The following is a 19,824-nucleotide window of genomic DNA, read 5'->3' on the forward strand; positions in this document are numbered from 1 at the left end:
CACAGTCATGACCACCCTCGAACGCCCACAGCCCAAGCTCTCGATGGCCGACAAAGCCGCACGGATCGACGCCATTTGCAAAGAGGCGCGCATCCTGCCGGTGATCACCATCGCCCGTGAGGAAGACATCCTGCCGCTGGCTGACGCCCTGGCCGCCGGCGGTATCCGTACCCTGGAAGTGACCTTGCGCTCGCAATATGGCCTGAAGGCCATCCAGGTGTTGCGCGAGCAGCGCCCGGAGCTTTGTGTCGGTGCCGGCACCGTGCTCGATCGTGGCATGTTCGCCGCGGTTGAAGCTGCGGGTGCGCAATTCGTCGTTACGCCAGGCATTACCCAAGACATTCTCGAAGCTGGTGTGGACAGCGAGATCCCGCTGCTGCCAGGCATCAGCACGCCGTCCGAAATCATGATGGGCTACGCCCTGGGCTACCGCCGCTTCAAGCTGTTCCCGGCGGAGATCAGTGGCGGGGTAGCGGCGATCAAGGCCTTTGGCGGCCCGTTCGGCGATATTCGTTTCTGCCCTACGGGCGGGGTGAACCCGGCCAACGTGCGCAACTACATGGCGCTGCCCAATGTGATGTGCGTGGGTGGTACCTGGATGCTCGACAGCAGCTGGATCAAGAACGGCGACTGGGCGCGGATCGAAGCGTGCAGCGCGGAGGCGATGGCGCTGCTGGACGCCAACTGAATTTGTTGTGTGCTTTACGGCTTGTAGGGCGCTTGGTCGGCGCCCCTTTTTTTGCCTGAAATTCTTGCAGTGCCTGTGCCGGCCTCTTCGCAGCACAAGGCTGCTCCTACAAGCAACTGCATAGCATCCGGACCTTGCGCTGCCCTATGTAGGAGCAGCCTTGTGCTGCGAAGAGGCCGGCACAGGCCAGCAAAAAAGCCCGCATCAAACGATGCGGGCTTTCTCATTCATTGCGGTACGGCTCAGGCCGCCTTGGCTTCCTGCTGGCTCAACGAGCGGTTCAGTGCGCTGAACAATGCCTTGAAGCTGGCCGTGGTGATGTTTTCATCGATACCCACACCATGCACTGGGCGGCCACCGGCCACGCGCAGTTCGATATAGGCCGCGGCCTTGGCATTGGTGCCGGCGCCAATGGCATGCTCGTTGTAGTCCATGATCTCCACGGCAATCGGCAGGCCGGCCACCAGTGCTTCCAGTGCGCCGTTGCCCTTGCCGCGCCAGTGCAGGGTGGTTTCGCCTTCACCGGCGACTTCCACTTCCACGGCGCTGTGGCCGTTCTCTTCCTGCAGACGGTGGCTGACCAGCGCATACGGGGAGTTTGCCTGCAGGTATTCCTTGTGCAGCAGGCTGTAGATCTGCTGGGCGGTCATTTCCAGGCCCAGGCGGTCGGTTTCGCCCTGTACTACCTGGCTGAATTCGATCTGCATGCGGCGCGGCAGGCTGATGCCGTATTCCTGCTCGAGCAGGTAGGTGATGCCGCCTTTGCCCGACTGGCTGTTGACGCGGATTACCGCCTCGTAGCTGCGACCGATGTCGGCCGGGTCGATCGGCAAGTAAGGTACTTCCCACAGTTCGCCTTCCTGCTGCTTGGCGAAGCCCTTGCGGATGGCGTCCTGGTGCGAGCCGGAGAACGCGGTGTGGACCAGGTCGCCCACGTACGGGTGGCGTGGATGTACCGGCAGCTGGTTGCACTCTTCGACCACCTTGCGCACGCCGTCGATGTCGGAGAAGTCCAGCAGCGGGTCGATGCCCTGGGTGTAGAGGTTCAGCGCCAGGGTCACCAGGTCGACGTTACCGGTACGCTCGCCGTTGCCGAACAGGCAGCCTTCGGCACGATCGGCGCCGGCCATCAGGCCCAGCTCGGTGGCGGCAATGCCGGTGCCACGGTCGTTGTGGCAGTGCAGGCTGATGATCACGCTGTCGCGACGGCTGACATTACGGCAGAACCATTCGATCTGGTCGGCGTAGATGTTCGGGGTGGACACCTCCACGGTGGCCGGCAGGTTGAGGATGATCTTGTGCTCGGGGGTAGGGTTCCACACCTCGATGACCGCGTCGCAGACTTCCTTGGCGAACTCCATCTCGGTGGCGCTGAAGGTTTCCGGCGAGTACTGGAAGGTCCACTGGGTTTCCGGCTGCTGGGCGGCGTACTTGACGAACAGCTTGGCCGCGTTCACCGCGATGTCCTTCACGCCTTGCTTGTCCTGGTTGAAGACGATACGGCGGAACGACGGGCTGGTGGCGTTGTACAGGTGGACGATGGCCTTCTTCGCCCCGCGCAGCGATTCGAAGGTACGGGCGATGAGGTCTTCACGGGCCTGGGTGAGCACCTGGATGGTGGTGTCGTCCGGGATGTGGCCGTCTTCGATCAGCATGCGCACGAAGTCGAAATCAGTCTGCGAGGCGGACGGGAACGAGGCTTCGATTTCCTTCACGCCAACCTGCACCAGGGTCTTCCAGAAGCGCAGTTTCTTCTCCGAATCCATTGGCTCGATCAGCGACTGGTTGCCATCACGCAGGTCGGAGCTGCACCAGATTGGCGCGGCGGTGATGGTCTTCGACGGCCAGGTACGGTCAGGCAGGTCGATGGTCGGGAACGCGCGGTATTTCTTCGAAGGGTCTTTGAGCATGGTCATGGAAGCAATCCTTTTGTGTGCGGCCGAGATCGGGCCTGCCGAGCGATAACGAGATAAAAGGCGAGGCGACGCGATTCAGCCTGGTAGTCGGGCGCTGACCAGGCAGAGGCTGCGATGTTGTCGGAGCAGGATGAGGGTGCTGAAGGTTTTCATGCCTTCAACCCTAACCAGTGGGGTGGGTGATGGCAAGCGTTCAGAAAAAATTGAGAGGAATGCTTAAAAAAAGCTGAAAGGCGAGATTTTATCGCTGTAATTTTCTGAGTGCTTCTCGATTTTTGCGCAGTATTTTTCGATGGCGCAACACCTTGGAAGCGAGTTTACCTGCTCTGGCCTCATCGCCGGCAAGCCAGCTCCCACAGGATTACCACAGGCCTCGAATCCTGCACGGGACCTGTGGGAGCGGGCATGCCTGCGAAGCAGGCGCCGCGATCTCAGGGCTGGAACGCGCCAATGAAAATCGCCGGATCCACCCGTGCATCGTTCAGGCTGACGTTCCAGTGCATGTGTGGCCCGGTAGCCCGCCCGGTCGAGCCCACGCGCCCGACCACCTCGCCCCGGCGCAGCTGCTGCCCCACCTGCACATCGATCTTCGACATATGGCAGAACATGCTGATAAAGCCCTGCCCGTGGTCGACGAACACCGTACGGCCATTGAAGAAGTAATCGCCCACCAGGATCACCTTGCCATTGGCCGGGGTCTTGATCGGCGTGCCGGCCGGTACCGCGAAGTCCAGCCCGGCATGCGGGTTGCGTTCTTCGCCATTGAAGAAACGGCGCACGCCGAACTTGCTCGACAGCGGGCCACTGACCGGCTTGTCGAGAATCAGGTTGCTGGGCAGGGTCGGGCTGAAGCTGCGGTAAGCCTTGATCTGCTCGGCCAGCTCACGATCGATGCGCTTGAGGTCGGCCGGGTTCGGGTTGACCTGGCGGGTGTTCTTCAGGGTGATGCGCTGCTCGGGGTATTTCTTGCTACCGACCGTGAAGGGCAGGGTGCGGCCGCCCTGGCTCAGCATCGCGGTGCCGGGCTTCTGGGTCAGCGGGATGCCGACGATGGCCAGCCAGTTGTCCTGCTCTTTCACCACCAGCACCGGTTTGCCGTCGAAGCGGGCGCTGGGCGCGCTGGCGGCGGGGCCGAGGTCGACCACCGCCACGCCGCCGGGTACCGGCTTGTTCAGCGTGCGGGTGATGTAGCTGGCCTGGGCGCCGCCGGCCAGCAGCAGGAGGGAAAGGGCAAGCAGGGGCGCGAGCAGGCGGGGCATGTGTCAGTCCAGAAGTGAGAGGGTGACCGGGGTCAGGTGGTTGTCTTCGACCCGCACCAACAGCTCGCCTTCGTTCAGGCGGGCGGTCAGACGCTGGCCATTGCGGGTCTGTTCGGCGCTGCGGATGGCCTGGCCCTGTTCATCCAGCAGGATGCTGTAGCCGCGGGCGAGGGTGGCCAGCGGGCTGACCACCTGCAGCGTCTGCAACTGGGCCTGGAAGCGCTGGCGGCGGTCCTTGAGCACCTCGCGCATGGCCCGTGGCAGGCGCTCGGCCAGGCTGTCCAGGCGTTGGCCCAGCAGTTTCAGGGTACGCCCCGGGTGCTGCGCGGCGAGGCGGGTATCCAGGCGTGCCAGGCGCTCGTGGCGCTGGTTGAGGTTGAGCATGAACGCGCGGCGCAAGCGCATGTCCAGGTCGTCCAGGCGCTGGGCCTGCTGGCGCAGGCGCTCGCCCGGGTGGCGCAGACGCCGGGTCAGTGACTCCAGGCGCAGGCGGTCGTGGGTCAGGCGGTTCTGCATGCGCAGCAGCAGGCGCCGTTGCAGGCCATCCAGGCGTTGCTGCAGGCCACTGTTGTCGGGGGCCAGCAGCTCGGCGGCGGCAGACGGTGTAGGCGCGCGCACGTCGGCGACGAAGTCGCTGATCGAGACATCGGTCTCATGGCCCACGGCGCTGACAATCGGCGTGACACAGGCGGCCACGGCCCGCGCCACCGCTTCTTCGTTGAAGCACCACAAGTCTTCAAGCGAGCCGCCGCCCCGGGCCAGGATCAGCGCATCGAACCCCAGGCTATCGGCCAGGCGGATCGCGCGCACGATCTGTGCAATGGCTTCGCGGCCCTGCACTGCGGTGGGGATCAGGTTCAGTTCCACTTGCGGGGCGCGGCGACCGAACACACTGATGATGTCGCGGATCACTGCGCCGGTGGGCGACGTAATGATGCCGATGCGCTGCGGGTGGGCCGGCAGCGGCTGCTTGCGTTCGGCGCTGAACAGCCCCTCGGCACCGAGCTTCTCTTTCAATGCCTCGAAGGCCAGGCGCAGGGCGCCATCGCCGGCCGGCTCGACGGTGTCGAGAATCAGCTGATAGTCGCCACGCCCTTCGAACAACGAAACCTTGCCGCGTACCCGCACCGCCAGGCCGTCGCGCAGGGCCTGGCGCACCCGCGTGGCGTTCTGCCGGAACAGCGCGCAGCGCACCTGTGCGCCGCTGTCCTTGAGGGTGAAGTACATGTGGCCGGACGCCGGGCGGGCGAGGTTGGAAATCTCGCCTTCCACCCATACGTTGCGGAACACGTCTTCCAGCAGCACGCGGGCGCGGCCGTTGAGTTGGCTGACGGTAAGGACCTCGCGGTCCAGGCCGAGTCGTTCGAAAGGGTCTCTGATCATGGCGGGCATCATAAAGGACATCGGCCCCGGTTGTCTGTCCCGGCCCCATCGCCGGCAAGCCGGCTCCCACAGGTATCGCGCTGGCTTGGGCCTCATGCTGTCCCTGTGGGAGCCGGCTTGCCGGCGATGGGGCCTTTCAGGCCTGCATCGCCGTCACGAACTGGCGCACCATCGAACCTGCGTCACGCCTGCAAGCCATCGCCACAGTACTCTCACACCCTCCTTCCAGTGCCACGAAGCTGACTGAGGCTGGCGCAATCTCGCGCATGCATTCCGGCAACAACGCCACCCCAAACCCCGCCTGAATCAACTGCAACTGGGTGGTCTTGCGCGACAGCACCTGCGCTGCGCGCGGGAAAAAGCCTGCCTCCATGCACATCGAGGCCGACAGGTAGCTCAGCCCGCCACGGTCCCGGTGCGGAATGGAAATGAAGCGCTCTTCCCGCAGTTGTTCCAGTCTCACCTGTGGCGCGCGGGCCAAGGGATGCCCGGCGGAGACCGCCAGCAGCAGGGGTTCGCTGAACAGTTCATGCAGCACCACCCCTTCATACTGGCGCAGTACAGGCAAGCGCAGCAGGCCGATATCCAACCGCCCGGCAGCGATATCCTCCAACTGCGCCTCCGACGACTGCTGGGCAATTTCCAGCGAAACCCCTGGGTTGTCGCGCAAGTAACCGCCCAGGCGAGCCAGCAGCGGGCCGGTCAGCGGCACTGTACTGGAGTGGTTCAGGCGCAGACTGCCCTGCAGCCCTTCGCCAATGTCGCGGGTTACACGCTCGGCCTGCGCCAGGTCGGCCAGCAAGCGCCGCGCCCGTTCCAGGAAGGCCTGGCCAGCCAGTGTCAGGCGCGGCAGGCGCGCGGTGCGTTCGAACAGCGGCGTGCCCAGTTGCTGCTCCAGCTCCTTGATCTGCCGGCTCAGCGCCGACTGGGCGATGTACAGCCGCTCGGCGGCAGCGCTGAAGCTGCCGCATTCGGCGATTTCCACGAAGTAACGCAGTTGGCGGATTGACGTCATGTCATGCCTTTTCGAGATGAGTGTGGCGACAAAGGCATATTAGTCGGCATGGCTCATGGCTGGCTAACCTTTGCCTGTCTTCCCAGGAACTGCTGCCATGCTCGCCCAACTGTCGTTTTCCGGCCTCGACTGGCTGCCTATCCTGCTTGGTGTCGGCGCTGCCTACATCGTCTTCGGCATCGCCGGTTTCGGCACCGCGCTGGTGGCCGGCCCAGTGCTGATCCACTTCATGCCGCTGTCGCGGATCATTCCGCTGCTGGTGCTGCTGGACTTCGTCGCCGCCTTCGGCAACCTGCTGCCCTCGCGCCGCGATGTCGTGCGCGGCGAACTGCTGCGGCTGCTGCCGTTCATGGCCATTGGCTGCGCGCTGGGTGTGGTATTCCTGCTACAGCTGAAGTCAGACCTGTTGCTGCTGCTGATGGGGCTGTTCGTCACGGCGTATGCCCTGTACGGGCTGGCGGTGAAGGTACGGCCGGCCAGTCTGTCGGGTTTCTGGGCAATGCCGATGGGCACGGCAGGCGGGCTGTTCGGCGCCTTGTTCGGCAGCGGCGGCTTCCTTTATGCGCTGTACCTGAGCGCGCGGCTGGAGGTGAAGGAGCAGGTGCGCGCTACCCAGAGCGCGCTGATCAGTTGCAGTACGGTGGTGCGGCTGACGCTGTTCCTTATCGCAGGCGTCTATGCCGACCAGAGCCTGCTGTTGCTCGCCGCCTGCCTGTTGCCCGTCATGCTCGTCGGCCTCTGGGCAGGGCGCAGGCTTACCCATCGGCTGTCTCGCGAAGCCTTCGTGCGCCTGGTCACCTGGCTGGTGCTGGCCAGCGGCCTGGCGCTGATCGGTCGCTACCTGAGCGCCTGAGCAGGCGGTAGAATTGCGCTATCACCGCAGTTTTTCAGGCTTGCCCCGTTCATGAACACCCAGAGCATCATCGTTCCCAAGCTTTCTACCGTCCCGGTGCACGAAGCCCGTGCCCGCGCCATCCTGCGCTGGCTGGTGCGCGAGAAAGTCGTCGAGGAACAGCTGACCACCTGTGGCCGCACCGGCAACCGCATGGGCCATGCCCTGGCCGAAGGTGCCCGCAAAGTGGCCCTGCATCCGGAGAAACTGCCCTTCGGCGAACAGGTCAACGGCCTGGAGGTGATGCTCAAGCGCTGCATCTATACCCCTACCGAAGGTTTCCTCGAAGAGGCCGGTTGCCCCGAGTGCCGGCGCGAGGTGGGTGAGCCGCTGTTCGAAAGCCTGGAAGAATGGATGCCGGCAGTTAGCGACAACTTCACCTGCCCGTTGTGCGGCTTCGAAGATGACATCAATGGCTTCATTTACCTGCAGCCATGTGCCTTTTCCAACCTGGGGTTCATCTTCAACAACTGGGGCGAGGCCGGGTTCACCCAGGCCTTCCTCGACAGCTTCGCCGACTGGCTCGACCAGCCGGTGGCCGTGGTACAGGTAAAACTGCCACAAGGCTGACCGAAGGCCCTTATTTTGCATTGAGCGGCGCGCCGTGCATGAGTATAATGGCGCGCTTCCATTTTTCCCGCCCGGGAGCCCCCGCGATGCTGCGTATCAGCCAAGAAGCCCTGACCTTCGACGATATCCTCCTTGTACCTGGCTATTCCGAGGTACTGCCTAATGAAGTCAGTCTCAAGACCCGTTTGACCCGTGGCATCGAGCTGAACATTCCGCTGGTATCCGCTGCCATGGATACCGTGACCGAAGCGCGCCTGGCCATTGCCATGGCCCAGGAAGGCGGCATCGGCATCATCCACAAGAACATGACCATCGAACAGCAGGCCAGCGAAGTCCGCAAGGTCAAGAAGTTCGAGGCTGGCGTGGTCAAGGACCCGATCACCATCGACGCCGACGCCACCGTGCGCGACCTGTTCGACCTGACCCGCCTGAACAACATCTCCGGCGTTCCGGTGCTGGCGAACGGCGACCTGGTCGGCATCGTCACCTCCCGTGACGTGCGCTTCGAAAGCCGCCTGGACGCCAAGGTCCGCGACGTGATGACCCCAAAAGAGCGTCTGGTCACCGTCCGCGAAGGCGCCGACAAGAACGAAGTCCGCGAGCTGCTGCACAAGCACCGCCTGGAAAAAGTCCTGATCGTTGACGACAAGTTCAACCTCAAGGGCATGATGACCGTCAAGGACATCGAAAAGGCCAAGGCCTACCCGCTGGCCAGCAAGGACGACCAGGGTCGCCTGCGCGTCGGCGCCGCGGTCGGCACCGGCAAGGACACCGGCGAGCGTGTTGCCGCCTTGGTGGCTGCTGGCGTTGACGTGGTTGTGGTCGATACCGCCCACGGTCACTCCAAAGGTGTGATCGATCGCGTTCGCTGGGTCAAGGAAACCTACCCGCAAGTGCAGGTGATCGGCGGCAACATCGCCACCGGCGCTGCCGCCAAGGCTCTGGCCGAAGCTGGCGCTGACGCGGTCAAGGTCGGTATCGGCCCAGGCTCGATCTGCACCACCCGTATCGTTGCTGGCGTAGGCGTGCCGCAAATCAGCGCCATCGCCAACGTTGCCGCTGCACTGGAAGGCACTGGCGTGCCACTGATCGCCGACGGCGGCATCCGCTTCTCGGGTGACCTGTCCAAGGCCATCGTTGCCGGCGCTTCCTGCGTGATGATGGGTTCGATGTTCGCCGGTACCGAAGAGGCTCCGGGTGAAGTCGAGCTGTTCCAGGGCCGTTCCTACAAGGCCTACCGCGGCATGGGCTCGCTGGGTGCCATGGCACAGGCGCAAGGCTCGTCCGACCGCTACTTCCAGGACTCCTCGGCCGGCGCCGAGAAGCTGGTACCGGAAGGCATCGAAGGCCGTGTTCCCTACAAGGGCGCGCTGGCCGCGATCATCCACCAGCTGATGGGCGGCCTGCGTTCGTCCATGGGCTACACCGGCAGCGCAACCATCGAAGAGATGCGCACCAAGCCGGAATTCGTGCGCATCACCGGTGCCGGCATGGCCGAGTCCCACGTGCATGACGTGCAGATCACCAAAGAAGCCCCTAACTACCGCGTAGGCTGAGGCTTCCAGCTACAACAGAAAGCGGGGCTGTCATGACAGCCCCGCGTCGTTTCCGATTTCCACTGACGAGATTGAGTCATGGCCCTCGACATTCACGCTCACCGCATCCTGATCCTCGATTTCGGTTCCCAGTACACCCAGCTGATCGCCCGCCGCGTGCGCGAAATCGGCGTGTACTGCGAGCTGCATCCGTTCGACATGGACGATGAAGCGATCCGCGAATTCAACCCGCGCGGCATCATCCTCGCCGGCGGCCCCGAGTCGGTCCACGAAGCCAACAGCCCGCGCGCCCCGCAGGCGGTGTTCGACCTGAACGTACCAGTGCTGGGCATCTGCTACGGCATGCAGACCATGGCCGAGCAGATGGGCGGCAAGGTCGAAGGTTCCGACCTGCGTGAATTCGGTTATGCCCGCGTGGACGTGGTTGGCAAGAGCCGCCTGCTCGACGGCATCGAAGACCACATCGACGCCGACGGCTTGCTGGGCCTGGACGTGTGGATGAGCCACGGCGACAAGGTCACCCAGATGCCGGGCAACTTCCACGTGCTGGCCAGCACCCCGAGCTGCCCGATCGCTGGCATGTTCGACGACGCGCGCGGCTACTACGGCGTGCAGTTCCACCCGGAAGTGACCCACACCAAGCAGGGCGGTCGCATCCTGTCCCGCTTCGTGCAGGACATCTGCGGCTGTGAAGCCCTGTGGACTCCGTCCAACATCGTCGAAGACGCCATTGCCCAGGTGCGTGAGCAGGTCGGTTCGGCCAACGTCCTGCTGGGCCTGTCCGGCGGCGTCGACAGCTCCGTCGTTGCCGCACTGCTGCACCGCGCCATCGGCGACCAGCTGACCTGCGTATTCGTCGACAACGGCCTGCTGCGCCTGCACGAAGGTGACCAGGTGATGGCCATGTTCAAGGAGAACATGGGCGTCAAGGTCATCCGCGCCGACGCTGAAAAGCAGTTCCTCGACAACCTGGCCGGCGAAGCCGACCCGGAGAAGAAGCGCAAGATCATCGGCCGCACCTTCATCGACGTGTTCGATGCCGAAGCCAGCAAGCTGGAAAACATCCAGTTCCTCGCCCAAGGCACCATCTACCCGGACGTGATCGAGTCGGCGGGCGCCAAGAGCGGCAAGGCCCACGTGATCAAGTCGCACCACAACGTCGGTGGCCTGCCGGAGGAAATGAACCTCAAGCTGGTCGAGCCGCTGCGTGAACTGTTCAAGGACGAAGTGCGCAAGATCGGCCTGGAGCTGGGCCTGCCGTACGACATGGTCTACCGCCACCCGTTCCCGGGCCCGGGCCTGGGCGTGCGTATCCTTGGTGAAGTGAAGAAGGAATACGCCGACATCCTGCGTCGCGCCGACCACATCTTCATCGAAGAGCTGCGCAAGGCCGACTGGTACCACAAGACCAGCCAGGCATTCGTGGTGTTCCAGCCGGTCAAGTCGGTAGGCGTCGTCGGCGACGGCCGTCGCTACGCCTGGGTCGTGGCCCTGCGTGCCGTCGAGACCGTGGACTTCATGACCGCGCGCTGGGCGCACCTGCCGTACGAGCTGCTGGAAACCGTCAGCGGCCGTATCATCAACGAAATCGACGGTATCTCGCGCGTTACCTACGACGTGTCGAGCAAGCCGCCAGCGACTATCGAGTGGGAATGATCGGGTAGCCAGCTCAGGCTGGTGCCCGTAGGCACGGATACACCAGAAAGCCCGCATAATTGCGGGCTTTCTGGTTCTTGCTCATTCAGATTTGCTTATTCTTTTGGCTTTTTGGCAAATAGCGCTTTCTGGTAGACATTATAGGAAAGCAACCTGCTCTTCACCGCGACGAACTCATCGCCCTCCACGCGCTGCGGGTGCTTTTCCTGCGGGTCATTCTCGATATTGTATTTGGTCAGGGTGTCCGAACTGAATTCGTATATGTATTTGTAAGGGTGCTCCACCAAGGCTGACGCCAGTTGGTCAAAGAACGTGGACATGAAGAATGTGCGTTTGCCATGTTCCCTCAACAAGCTGATGCCTTGGACAGACAGGGGCGACTCGGTCACGCCAAAGAAGTCGGCGACCGTGGGCGCAACATCGATCTGGTGACTGGTCGTTGTGGCGGGTTTGGGCAGTGACTTTTCCTTGGCCCAGAAAATCAGGGGTACGGTCACTTCTTCTTCGTGCATGGAAGCGTTGTGAATGAAGAGACCGTGCTCACCAAACGACTCACCGTGGTCACCCACGAGCACGAATAATGTCGAGTCCAGAAGGCCTTGCTTGTCGAATGATGTCAGCATTTCACCCAGTACGCTGTCTGTTCTGGCTATGCAGTCTTCATACTTTTCCAGCTCGCTCAGTAATGGGGGCCCTTGGCTGCATTGGTAGGGGTAGTGGGCTGCGCTTGGGAAGTAGAGTGCGATGAAACCCTGGCCATTCTTTTTTATCTTCTCCAGGTAAGAGATGCTGGATGAAAACAGCTGTTCATCACTCTCTCCGAAGCTACTGGCGTGTTGTGAGCGATTTTCGGCATGGGTGATCTCCGAAACTGCATAGGCATTCGATACGCCGATGGACTTCAGGAAACCCTCCATGTTTTCGAATTGCAGGTACAGCGAGCTGAATGCGACGGCTTCCATGTCTTTCCTGTTTTTCAGCTCATGGATGACGCTGGGTTGTAGCAGGTACATGGCCTCTTTGATTTCAATATCTGGGTAGGCGTGCAGCCCCGTCAGGATCGCGTGGTAGCCTTTGGACGAGTGAGGCACTGATACGTACGTTTTGAAGAGCATGCCCTCCCGAGAGAGCTTATCGAAGGTGGGATACCTCTCGGCGGTTTTGATGTCGGGCGCAAAAACGCTGTTCCAGCGCACCGACTCCAGAATGATGAAGACCAGGTTCTTGAAGTCTGGTGTGGCATGAGATTGAAGTTTTCGGATGTCGTTGACGCTGGTTAGCGGGTAGGCGGGTTGTTCGAATGGCAGCGGCGGTCTATGCGGAGCTGCATTCAAGGGAGTCGTGCTTCTGAGTGTTGTGACCAGCGGGCTGACGACAATATTTTCGTTCAGGTAATAGCGTGCGTCTTTGGCATGGATGGAGCCGATGAGCAGGGCGCCTATCACCAGCAGCGACGCCCAGAGGTGTTGTCTTTTCTTTATTGGGACCGTGCGCTGTTCTTTATAAGCGATGTAGGTTGCCAGCCCAGCGAAAGACCAGGTCACCAGGTAGGCAAGAAAAAGCACAAAGACAATGAACCTGAATGTGTGCCCGAACCCGGCGGCTTGGGTGAGGAACACCTCGGCTCCGGAGGTCAGGTTGCTTGCGTTCTGCAGGCTGTAGCGTATCAGTTGCCAGTCCAGTGGCTTCAGCCATAGCTCCCGAACTCGCATATCCACCAGCAGGAACAGCAGCAAGGCGCCTGAGGCGATGCTTAACAGATAAAAATTGAATTTGTTTCTGGTAATGGTGGTGGTAGCAATCACAAAGAAGGCGACCACCAGCAGCACGTCTTGAAGCAAGTACAGGGCAATATCGAGAACACCGGTCTCCACCCATCGATAGGAGAAAAACTCGATCAGGATGATCTTCGGTGCCAGAAGAAGGCCTGAAGTGAGCAGCAGCGAAAAATACAGTAATGAATTCCTGTGCCACATGGTGTCAAACCTTCGCATTCACAGAGCAGGCGTCTTGTCTGAAGCGATAGGCGGGCAGAAGGCCAGCACCTGTGCCCCCCGTCTGTTGAACTTAAGCAGCCCACCCTGAATCGGGCAAGTCAGCCTCTGGGCGTTAGTTGGGTACCGGGGGGAGCAGGTTGCCACAGGTGTCGGGGCAGATAACCGGTCGCGCGACAAGACTTCACTTAATCTTTCGCAAATGCAGGTGTATCGTATTCGCCCTTCATCGCCAGCCCCTGCTGGCAGACTGATTGCGCAGAACGCGAGGTACCCGCACCGATGTCCTTCACCCGTCGATAAATGCTCAAGGGCCCGACCGGCCTGGTTGTGGTTGGCCTGGGCGCCGGAGGCGCGGCCCGATACTGGCTGGGCAAGGTCGAGGACGATAACGCCGGGCATGACTACGAACTGATCGCCGCGCCGCTTGACGTCGAGCTGGTGCCGAGGTTCAAGACCGAGGCCTGGGCCTTTATCATTCAGCTGTCTGCCCCGACGGGCGCATCATCACAGCGAATAGAACGGGTCGTTTTCAGGCGCCTGGTCGTGCAACGCTTGGGCGAGGTCCTGGATGTGTTCAGACCACGCCACTGTCTTTACCCATTCCTCGGGCATGCCGGATACCCCGTACAACGCTCCGGCCAGCTGCCCAGCCACGGCTGCCACGCTGTCGGCGTCGTCTGCCAGGTTTGCCGCCAGTAGCACTGCGTCTCTGAAATTGTCGGTATTCCAAACCGCCCATAGCGCAGCTTCCAAGGTGTCGATGACATACCCTGAGGAGCGGATCTGGTCGCGGCTTTTTTCCTTGTATTCGCCAGCGTTGATGATGGTGGCGCGGGGCTGCAGCGGGCGGACCATCGGGCGGCACATTTCATCCTTGTCGGCGCCGTTCAGGGCGAGGTGCAGCTGCGCGCCCAGCAGTTCGCAGCCACTCACTGCTTCGGGCGCCCGATGGGTGGCCCGACTCTGGCTTTGGGCTTCGCGCCACGTGGATGGCAGCATGTGGCGCCTGAATATGGCGGTGGGGGCGAGCCGGATGATGGAGCCATTGCCGGCCGTATTCGGCTCTGTGTTGCCTATCCAGTCCAGGCCATGGCGTAGCCACCCTTCCAAGGCAAGGCGTGTAGCATTGCCGATGTCGAAACAGACACCGTTTGCGCTGTTTTCCCCTCGCTTGTACCACCTGCACAGTCGCTCGAGATAATCTGCATGGTCGAATCGCATGCAAGCCAGGTACGAGTCCGCCAGGCAAAGCGCCATGCTCGTATCATCGGTCCACTCACCTGGCTTGAGCCTGAACGGCCCGCCGCCGACCATGTCATCGACGTGTGCTTTATCGCGAGGCAGGAACTCCAGGGTGGTGCCTACGGCATCGCCAATGGCCAAACCCAGCAACGCACCTTTGGCTCGGTCGAGCGATTGTTCGGGGGTTAATGTGCAAACGCGCGATTCTTGCCATTGCGGGTGCACGTAGGCACGGCCTGCGGACTCGCGTGGGGTGGGCGCTGGTAGCAAGTGGTTGTACCGGTAGGCATACTCGGTAACTTCAAGGGTAGGGCTGTGCAGGTCGATCATAGAACTTCTTCTAATAAGAGATGAGTCGTGGGGCCTTGCTCAATCCGGTTCAGTACCCTGAAAGAAGTACCCGGCGGGTACAGTACTTCCGCCTCGGGAATTTGCGTCAGGAAACTGATGTCCTTGCCGGATACGCCGCGTACGACCATCTGGGTATTGCCCGCGAATGGTGTTGTCGCGGATGAGCTGAAGAATGCCATGTCGGTCTCCACTGCGCCCATTTGCATGCGATTGAGCACATCCAGTGGCAGATCCGTTCCACGGTAGGTTTCAGCGCCAACGTAGCGAGGCAAGCGTGCCAGACCTTCGGTTGCATGCTCGGCAAAAGCCATGATTTCAGGCGTGGCTGTGCCTTGGCGCATCGCCAGGTTATACGCCTTGTACACATCGTTGGTAGAGTAACCGTAAAGTGCGCCTATTTGATCGTCGCTGAGCAGTTTCGAAAGCTCCGGGGCCCGAAAATCTGCCCGGGCGCGGCCTTCGGCAATCCATCGCTCTGCCATGTCCTTGCCCACTGCCTCTCGCAGGCTCATGAGCTTCTTGGGCGCCGCTGCAATGCTTTTTTCAGTGGCTTGCTTTGCTGGCGGCAGCTCTGGCTCTGCTTTCTGCAGCGGTGTCGCGGCCTTCATCTGCAACTCAGGTTCAGCCAGCAGCCTGCTTTCGTTCTTCGCCAGCCAGGTGGCCAACTGTTTGTTGGAGATTTCGGCTTGAAGCTTGGCACTACGGCTGGCGATGCTTTCCACGCTGCTCATCACGCCGGCTTTCATCTGCCCGCGGGTCAGGTAGGTCACAATTGCCATCAGCAAAAGCATCACCAGCTGCTCTTGCCCACGGGCCAGTTGCCTTGCAGCGTGTTCGGTACGCTCTTGAACCAGCGCCGCCGAGCCGCCCGAAGGGTCGAGACCGGAGGGTTTCAAGCCGTCTTCGGCAGTCCACGCGGTAGCAAGCCCCTCTTGCATGGAGGCCAGGCACGCGGGAAGCCCTTGATAGAAATACTCCGCGATGGCGGCCAGGCCCAGCGCCATCAGGATCAGGTTGCCGACCTGCAGGCCGATACCGCTGCCTGCGACCACCCCAGGTGCCGCACCGACGCCAAAGGCTAGAGAACCCACGGCGCCGCCGATAGCGCCGCCTAGCGCGACGCTGCCGCCGAGAATCATCACCACTTCCTGCACGAGCTTGAGCAGTACGGGCAAAATCTGGTCGATATTGATGGACGCCCATTTGCGCGACAGATTTGACTGCATCATGGGATAGGACAAAGCCATCGCCTGCCGGACATTGTCTATCCGGTGTCCGCCTACAGCGCCATAAGCCTGGCTGGCGCCATCGCTTACGCGACGGGTGAAGCCGTCCCAGCTGTCATGGACATTGCGCAAGCCGCTGCTGACGCTTTGATTGAGGGCGCTGAATTTTTGGTCCAGGTTGCGTTCGATGTCGCCCCAGCTAGGGACGTGAGTTGATAAGTCCATTTACCATTGCATTCCTTTAGAGAAGGCAGGTGAGTGTGCGGGCGGCAGGCGATTCTTTCCCATGCACCACGCTGACGGTCAAGCCAGTCGCCAATCGAGCTGCCGATTGCATTGCGAGGCATTTTCTCATCTGAGGTGCCTCTGGCAATGGTGTCAATTTGATCTCATGCTTGTCGGTCAGTTCCGTTAAGTCTGCGGAATGGCCAATAGGGTGGCCAAAGCAAACGATGGCTGGATACTTCACTTAATATTTCCCATTTGCAGGTGTATCGTATTCGCCCTTCATCGCCAGCCGTGCTGGCAGCTTGATTGCGCAGAACGCGAGGTACCCGCACCGATGTCCTTCACCCGTCGACAAATGCTCAAGGGCCTGACCGGCCTGGTTGTGGTTGGCCTGGGCGCCGGTGGCGCGGCACGTTACTGGCTGGGCAAGGTCGAGGACGACAACGCCGGGCATGACTACGAGCTGATCGCTGCTCCCCTGGACGTCGAGCTGGTGACGGGCTTCAAGACCGAGGCCTGGGCCTTCGGCCCTTCGGCGCCAGGCACCGAGTTGCGTGTGCGCCAGGGCACCTGGCTGCGGGTGCGCTTCATCAACCACCTGCCGGTCGAAACCACCATCCACTGGCACGGTATCCGCCTGCCGCTGGAAATGGACGGCGTGCCCTATGTGTCGCAGCTGCCAGTCAAGCCGGGCGAGTACTTCGACTACAAATTCCGTGTGCCGGACGCCGGCAGCTACTGGTACCACCCGCATGTCAGCAGTTCCGAAGAGCTGGGCCGTGGCCTGGTCGGCCCGCTGATCGTCGAGGAGCGCGAGCCGACCGGCTTCCAGCATGAACGCACGCTCAGCCTGAAGAACTGGCACGTGGACGAGCAGGGCGCCTGGTTGCCGTTCAGCATCCCGCGTGAGGCGGCGCGCAACGGCACCGCCGGGCGCCTGATCACCATCAATGGCCAGGCCGATTCGGTCACCGAGTTGCCAGCCGGCCAGGTTGTGCGGGTGCGTCTGCTTAACCTGGACAACACCTGGACCTACCGCATCAACCTCAAGGGTAACTGCGAGGCAAAAATCTATGCTCTGGACGGCAACCCGGTAACCCCGCGCCCCTTGGACGATGACTACTGGCTCGGCCCAGGCATGCGTATCTGCCTCGCTATCCGTATTCCTGAGGCGGGGGAGGAGATCTCCCTGCGCGACGGTTTCGTGCGCCTGGGCACCCTGCGTTCGGTTGCCAGCAACGACGCGCCAAGTGACTGGCCGCCGGCGCTACCGCCCAACCCGATCGCCGAGCCGGACCTGGAGAATGCCGAAAAGCTCAACTTCAATTTCGAGTGGGCGGCGAAAGTCTCGGTCACTACGGACCAGGATAAGCCGTCGAGCATGTGGCAGATCAACGGCCAGGCCTGGGACATCACCGACAAGACCTGCGCCGAGCGCCCCATTGCCACGTTGCAGAAGGGCAAGAGCTACATCTTCGAGCTGAAGAACATGACCCAGTACCAGCACCCGATCCACCTGCACGGCATGAGCTTCAAGGTGATCGGCTCCAACCGTCATGACATCAAGGAGCCGTGGTTCACCGATACCTACCTGCTGGGCAAGAACGAGCGCGCCCAGGTGGCGCTGGTGGCGGATAACCCGGGCACCTGGATGTTCCATTGCCACGTCATCGACCACATGGAAACCGGCCTGATGGCCGCGATCGCGGTGGTCTGATGCGCCCGCAGATCATCGATCGCAGTCGCGATCAGGAATTCATGCGTCTGGCCCTGGCCCTGGCCGCCGAAGGTGCGGCCATGGGCGAGGTGCCGGTGGGCGCGGTAGTGGTGCAGCATGGGCAGGTGATCGGGCAGGGCTTCAACCGGCCGATCATCGACAGTGACCCCAGTGCGCACGCCGAGATGGTGGCCATTCGCGCGGCGGCGAAATCCGCCAGTAACTACCGGCTACCCGGCAGCACCCTGTATGTGACCCTGGAACCGTGCAGCATGTGTGCGGGGTTGATCGTGCATTCGCGGGTGATGCGGGTGGTATTCGGCGCGCTGGAGCCCAAGGCGGGGATCGTGCAGAGCCAGGGGCAGTTCTTCGGGCAGGGTTTCCTGAACCACCGGGTGATGGTGGAGGGGGGGGTGCTGGCGGAGGAGTGCGGGCAGATCCTCAGTGACTTCTTCAAGGCTCGCCGAGCCAAGGGGTAACCTGTCAGTGCCCTATCGCCGACAAGCCAGCTCCCACAGGATATCTGCAGGCCTTGGGGGCAGTGGTGAGCCTGTGGGAGCTGGCTTGCCGGCGATAGGGCCCTGACAGGCTACATCGGCGGCGACTGCTCCGCCGGCTTGTCCTTGTTCACCCCGGGCACATGCAGGCTGCCCTCGGCCACCTGGCCTTCGAGCTGTGGCTGGGTCACCCAGGTGAGGATGTCGTAGTAGCGACGGATGTTGGCCACGAAATGCACCGGCTCGCCGCCACGTGCATAGCCGTATTTGGTCTGCCGATACCACTGCTTCTGCGACAGCCGCGGCAGCATCTTCTTCACGTCCAGCCACTTGTTCGGGTTGAGCTTTTCGCGCTTGGCCAGGGTGCGGGCGTCTTCCAGGTGGCCGCTGCCGACGTTGTAGGCAGCCAGGGCGAACCAGGTGCGGTCCGGTTCCTGGATGCTGTCGTCGAGCTCTTCCTTGATCTTCATGAAGTACTTGGCGCCGCCCTGGATGCTCTGCTTCGGGTCCAGGCGGTTGGACACGCCCATGGCCTGGGCGGTGCGCTGGGTCAGCATCATCAGGCCGCGCACGCCGGTCTTGGAGGTGACCTCGGGCTGCCACATCGATTCCTGGTAGCCGATGGCGGCCAGCAGGCGCCAGTCCACCTGCTCGACCTTGGCGTAGCTCTTGAAGTGCTTCTCGTACTTGGGCAGGCGCTGCTGCAGGTGCTGGGCGAAAGTGTAGGCACCCACATAGCCCAGGACGTCGACATGGCCGTAGTAGCGGTCCTTCAGGCGTTGCAGGGTGCCGTTCTTCTGCGCCTTGTCGAGGAACTCGTTGACCTCGTTGAGCAGGCTGTTGTCTTCACCGGCCGCCACCGCCCAGCGCTGGTCGCGGGTGTCGCCCAGGTCGAAGGCAACCCGCACGTTGGGGAAGTACACCTGGTTCATCGCCAGCTCGTTGGAGTCGACCAGGGTCAGGTCGATCTGGCCTTCATCGACCATGCGCAGCAGGTCGACCACCTCGACGGCGTCGGATTCCTCGTATTCCAGGCCCGGGTACTGCTTTTTCAGCTCGGCCAGCTGGTCGGCATGGCTGCTGCCCTTGAGCACCATGATCTTCTTTCCGACCAGGCCCTTGGCGTTGGTGGGGCGCGTGCGACCGTTGCGGTAGATGACCTGTGGGGTCACTTCCAGATAAGGGTGGGAGTACCTGACCTGGGCCTTGCGCCGTTCGCTGGTGACCAGGCCGGCCGCTGCCAGCACCGGGCCGGAGGGCTTGCCGAGGCTGTCATACAGCTCGTCGAGGTTGTCGGCGGTCTCGATCTGCAGCTTCACGCCCAGATCTTCGGCGAAATGCTGGACCAACTCGTATTCGAAGCCGGTTTCGCCGTTGCGGTCCTGGAAGTAGGTGGCCGGGCTGTTGCGGGTGATCACGCGCAGCACGCCATCCTCCTTCACGCGCTCGAGGGTGCTGGGTTTTTCAACGCAGGCACCGAGCAGCAGAAAGAGTCCGGTTGCGAAAAGCCATCTGGCGCAACGCTGGCGCAAAGCAGTGTGGGCGAACATAGGTTGCAGTATACGCAAAGGACTGGCCCAACCATATCTCGACAACTGTTAGCTTGTCTGGTAGCGGGTTCTGTGCTTTGG

15 protein-coding genes and 1 pseudogene are annotated in these 19,824 nt (G+C 62.0%); 8 read left to right on the top strand and 8 right to left on the bottom strand.

Going from position 1 to position 19,824, the window contains the following annotated elements; all coding sequences use genetic code 11:
* The first annotated feature begins 7 nt into the window (after positions 1-7).
* The gene (locus ACK56M_RS05755; RefSeq protein WP_015269102.1) at positions 8-688 is read left to right on the top strand and encodes a bifunctional 4-hydroxy-2-oxoglutarate aldolase/2-dehydro-3-deoxy-phosphogluconate aldolase; all 681 of its coding nucleotides are present in this window, start codon (positions 8-10) and stop codon (positions 686-688) included.
* Between the two features lie 242 nt (positions 689-930).
* On the opposite strand, the gene leuA is transcribed toward ACK56M_RS05755, so the two are convergent.
* The 4 genes from leuA to ACK56M_RS05775 form a co-directional block, all read right to left on the bottom strand.
* Positions 931-2,604: a 2-isopropylmalate synthase gene (gene leuA / locus ACK56M_RS05760; RefSeq protein ID WP_013971133.1), complete on the bottom strand. Its 1,674-nt coding sequence runs from the start codon at positions 2,602-2,604 to the stop codon at positions 931-933.
* Between the two features lie 431 nt (positions 2,605-3,035).
* Complete coding sequence (locus ACK56M_RS05765) at positions 3,036-3,863, bottom strand: M23 family metallopeptidase (protein WP_015269103.1); 828 nt, start codon at positions 3,861-3,863, stop codon at positions 3,036-3,038.
* A 3-nt stretch (positions 3,864-3,866) separates the two neighbouring features.
* Positions 3,867-5,246 (bottom strand): exodeoxyribonuclease VII large subunit, encoded by a 1,380-nt coding sequence (gene xseA / locus ACK56M_RS05770; RefSeq protein WP_015269104.1) that lies wholly within the window; start codon positions 5,244-5,246, stop codon positions 3,867-3,869.
* Positions 5,247-5,382: 136 nt separating this feature from the next.
* Entirely contained in the window at positions 5,383-6,261 is an 879-nt protein-coding gene (locus ACK56M_RS05775) for a LysR family transcriptional regulator (protein WP_061303224.1), read from the bottom strand.
* Positions 6,262-6,358: 97 nt separating this feature from the next.
* On the opposite strand from ACK56M_RS05775, the gene ACK56M_RS05780 reads away from it, so the two are divergent.
* The 4 genes from ACK56M_RS05780 (at position 6,359) to guaA (ending at position 10,935) form a co-directional block, all read left to right on the top strand.
* The gene (locus tag ACK56M_RS05780; protein ID WP_013971137.1) at positions 6,359-7,114 is read left to right on the top strand and encodes a sulfite exporter TauE/SafE family protein; all 756 of its coding nucleotides are present in this window, start codon (positions 6,359-6,361) and stop codon (positions 7,112-7,114) included.
* Between the two features lie 51 nt (positions 7,115-7,165).
* On the top strand, positions 7,166-7,723 hold the full coding sequence (locus ACK56M_RS05785) for a hypothetical protein (protein WP_003257977.1): 558 nt from the start codon (positions 7,166-7,168) through the stop codon (positions 7,721-7,723).
* An 86-nt stretch (positions 7,724-7,809) separates the two neighbouring features.
* Positions 7,810-9,279, top strand: a complete 1,470-nt coding sequence (guaB, locus tag ACK56M_RS05790; protein WP_013971138.1) for an IMP dehydrogenase — start codon at positions 7,810-7,812, stop codon at positions 9,277-9,279.
* A 78-nt stretch (positions 9,280-9,357) separates the two neighbouring features.
* On the top strand, positions 9,358-10,935 hold the full coding sequence (guaA, locus tag ACK56M_RS05795) for a glutamine-hydrolyzing GMP synthase (protein WP_015269106.1): 1,578 nt from the start codon (positions 9,358-9,360) through the stop codon (positions 10,933-10,935).
* A gap of 95 nt (positions 10,936-11,030) precedes the next feature.
* Here guaA and ACK56M_RS05800 read toward each other — a convergent pair whose 3' ends face one another.
* On the bottom strand, positions 11,031-12,911 hold the full coding sequence (locus ACK56M_RS05800; RefSeq protein WP_015269107.1) for an LTA synthase family protein: 1,881 nt from the start codon (positions 12,909-12,911) through the stop codon (positions 11,031-11,033).
* A 321-nt stretch (positions 12,912-13,232) separates the two neighbouring features.
* Here ACK56M_RS05800 and ACK56M_RS05805 point away from each other — a divergent pair.
* Positions 13,233-13,403, top strand: a pseudogene (locus ACK56M_RS05805) (multicopper oxidase family protein); the annotation flags it as partial.
* Positions 13,404-13,436: 33 nt separating this feature from the next.
* On the opposite strand, the gene tri1 reads toward ACK56M_RS05805, so the two are convergent.
* Together tri1 and ACK56M_RS05815 are read right to left on the bottom strand one after the other, a co-directional pair.
* Complete coding sequence (gene tri1 / locus ACK56M_RS05810; RefSeq protein ID WP_015269108.1) at positions 13,437-14,504, bottom strand: ADP-ribosylarginine hydrolase Tri1; 1,068 nt, start codon at positions 14,502-14,504, stop codon at positions 13,437-13,439.
* On the bottom strand, positions 14,501-15,976 hold the full coding sequence (locus ACK56M_RS05815) for a DUF6861 domain-containing protein (RefSeq protein WP_015269109.1): 1,476 nt from the start codon (positions 15,974-15,976) through the stop codon (positions 14,501-14,503). Before ACK56M_RS05815 ends, tri1 begins: the two co-directional genes overlap by 4 nt.
* Positions 15,977-16,313: 337 nt before the next feature.
* Between ACK56M_RS05815 and ACK56M_RS05820 the strand changes: the two genes are divergently transcribed.
* The gene (locus ACK56M_RS05820; protein WP_054573351.1) at positions 16,314-17,696 is read left to right on the top strand and encodes a multicopper oxidase family protein; all 1,383 of its coding nucleotides are present in this window, start codon (positions 16,314-16,316) and stop codon (positions 17,694-17,696) included.
* Positions 17,696-18,175: a tRNA adenosine(34) deaminase TadA gene (gene tadA, locus ACK56M_RS05825; RefSeq protein WP_015269111.1), complete on the top strand. Its 480-nt coding sequence runs from the start codon at positions 17,696-17,698 to the stop codon at positions 18,173-18,175. The genes ACK56M_RS05820 and tadA overlap by 1 nt, the downstream gene beginning before the upstream one ends.
* Before the next feature lie 110 nt (positions 18,176-18,285).
* On the opposite strand, the gene mltF is transcribed toward tadA, so the two are convergent.
* Positions 18,286-19,743 (bottom strand): membrane-bound lytic murein transglycosylase MltF, encoded by a 1,458-nt coding sequence (gene mltF, locus ACK56M_RS05830; protein ID WP_015269112.1) that lies wholly within the window; start codon positions 19,741-19,743, stop codon positions 18,286-18,288.
* Positions 19,744-19,824: the final 81 nt, after the last annotated feature.

Source organism: Pseudomonas sp. s4 (assembly GCF_046764235.1).
Taxonomy (GTDB): Bacteria; Pseudomonadota; Gammaproteobacteria; order Pseudomonadales; family Pseudomonadaceae; genus Aquipseudomonas; species Aquipseudomonas asiatica.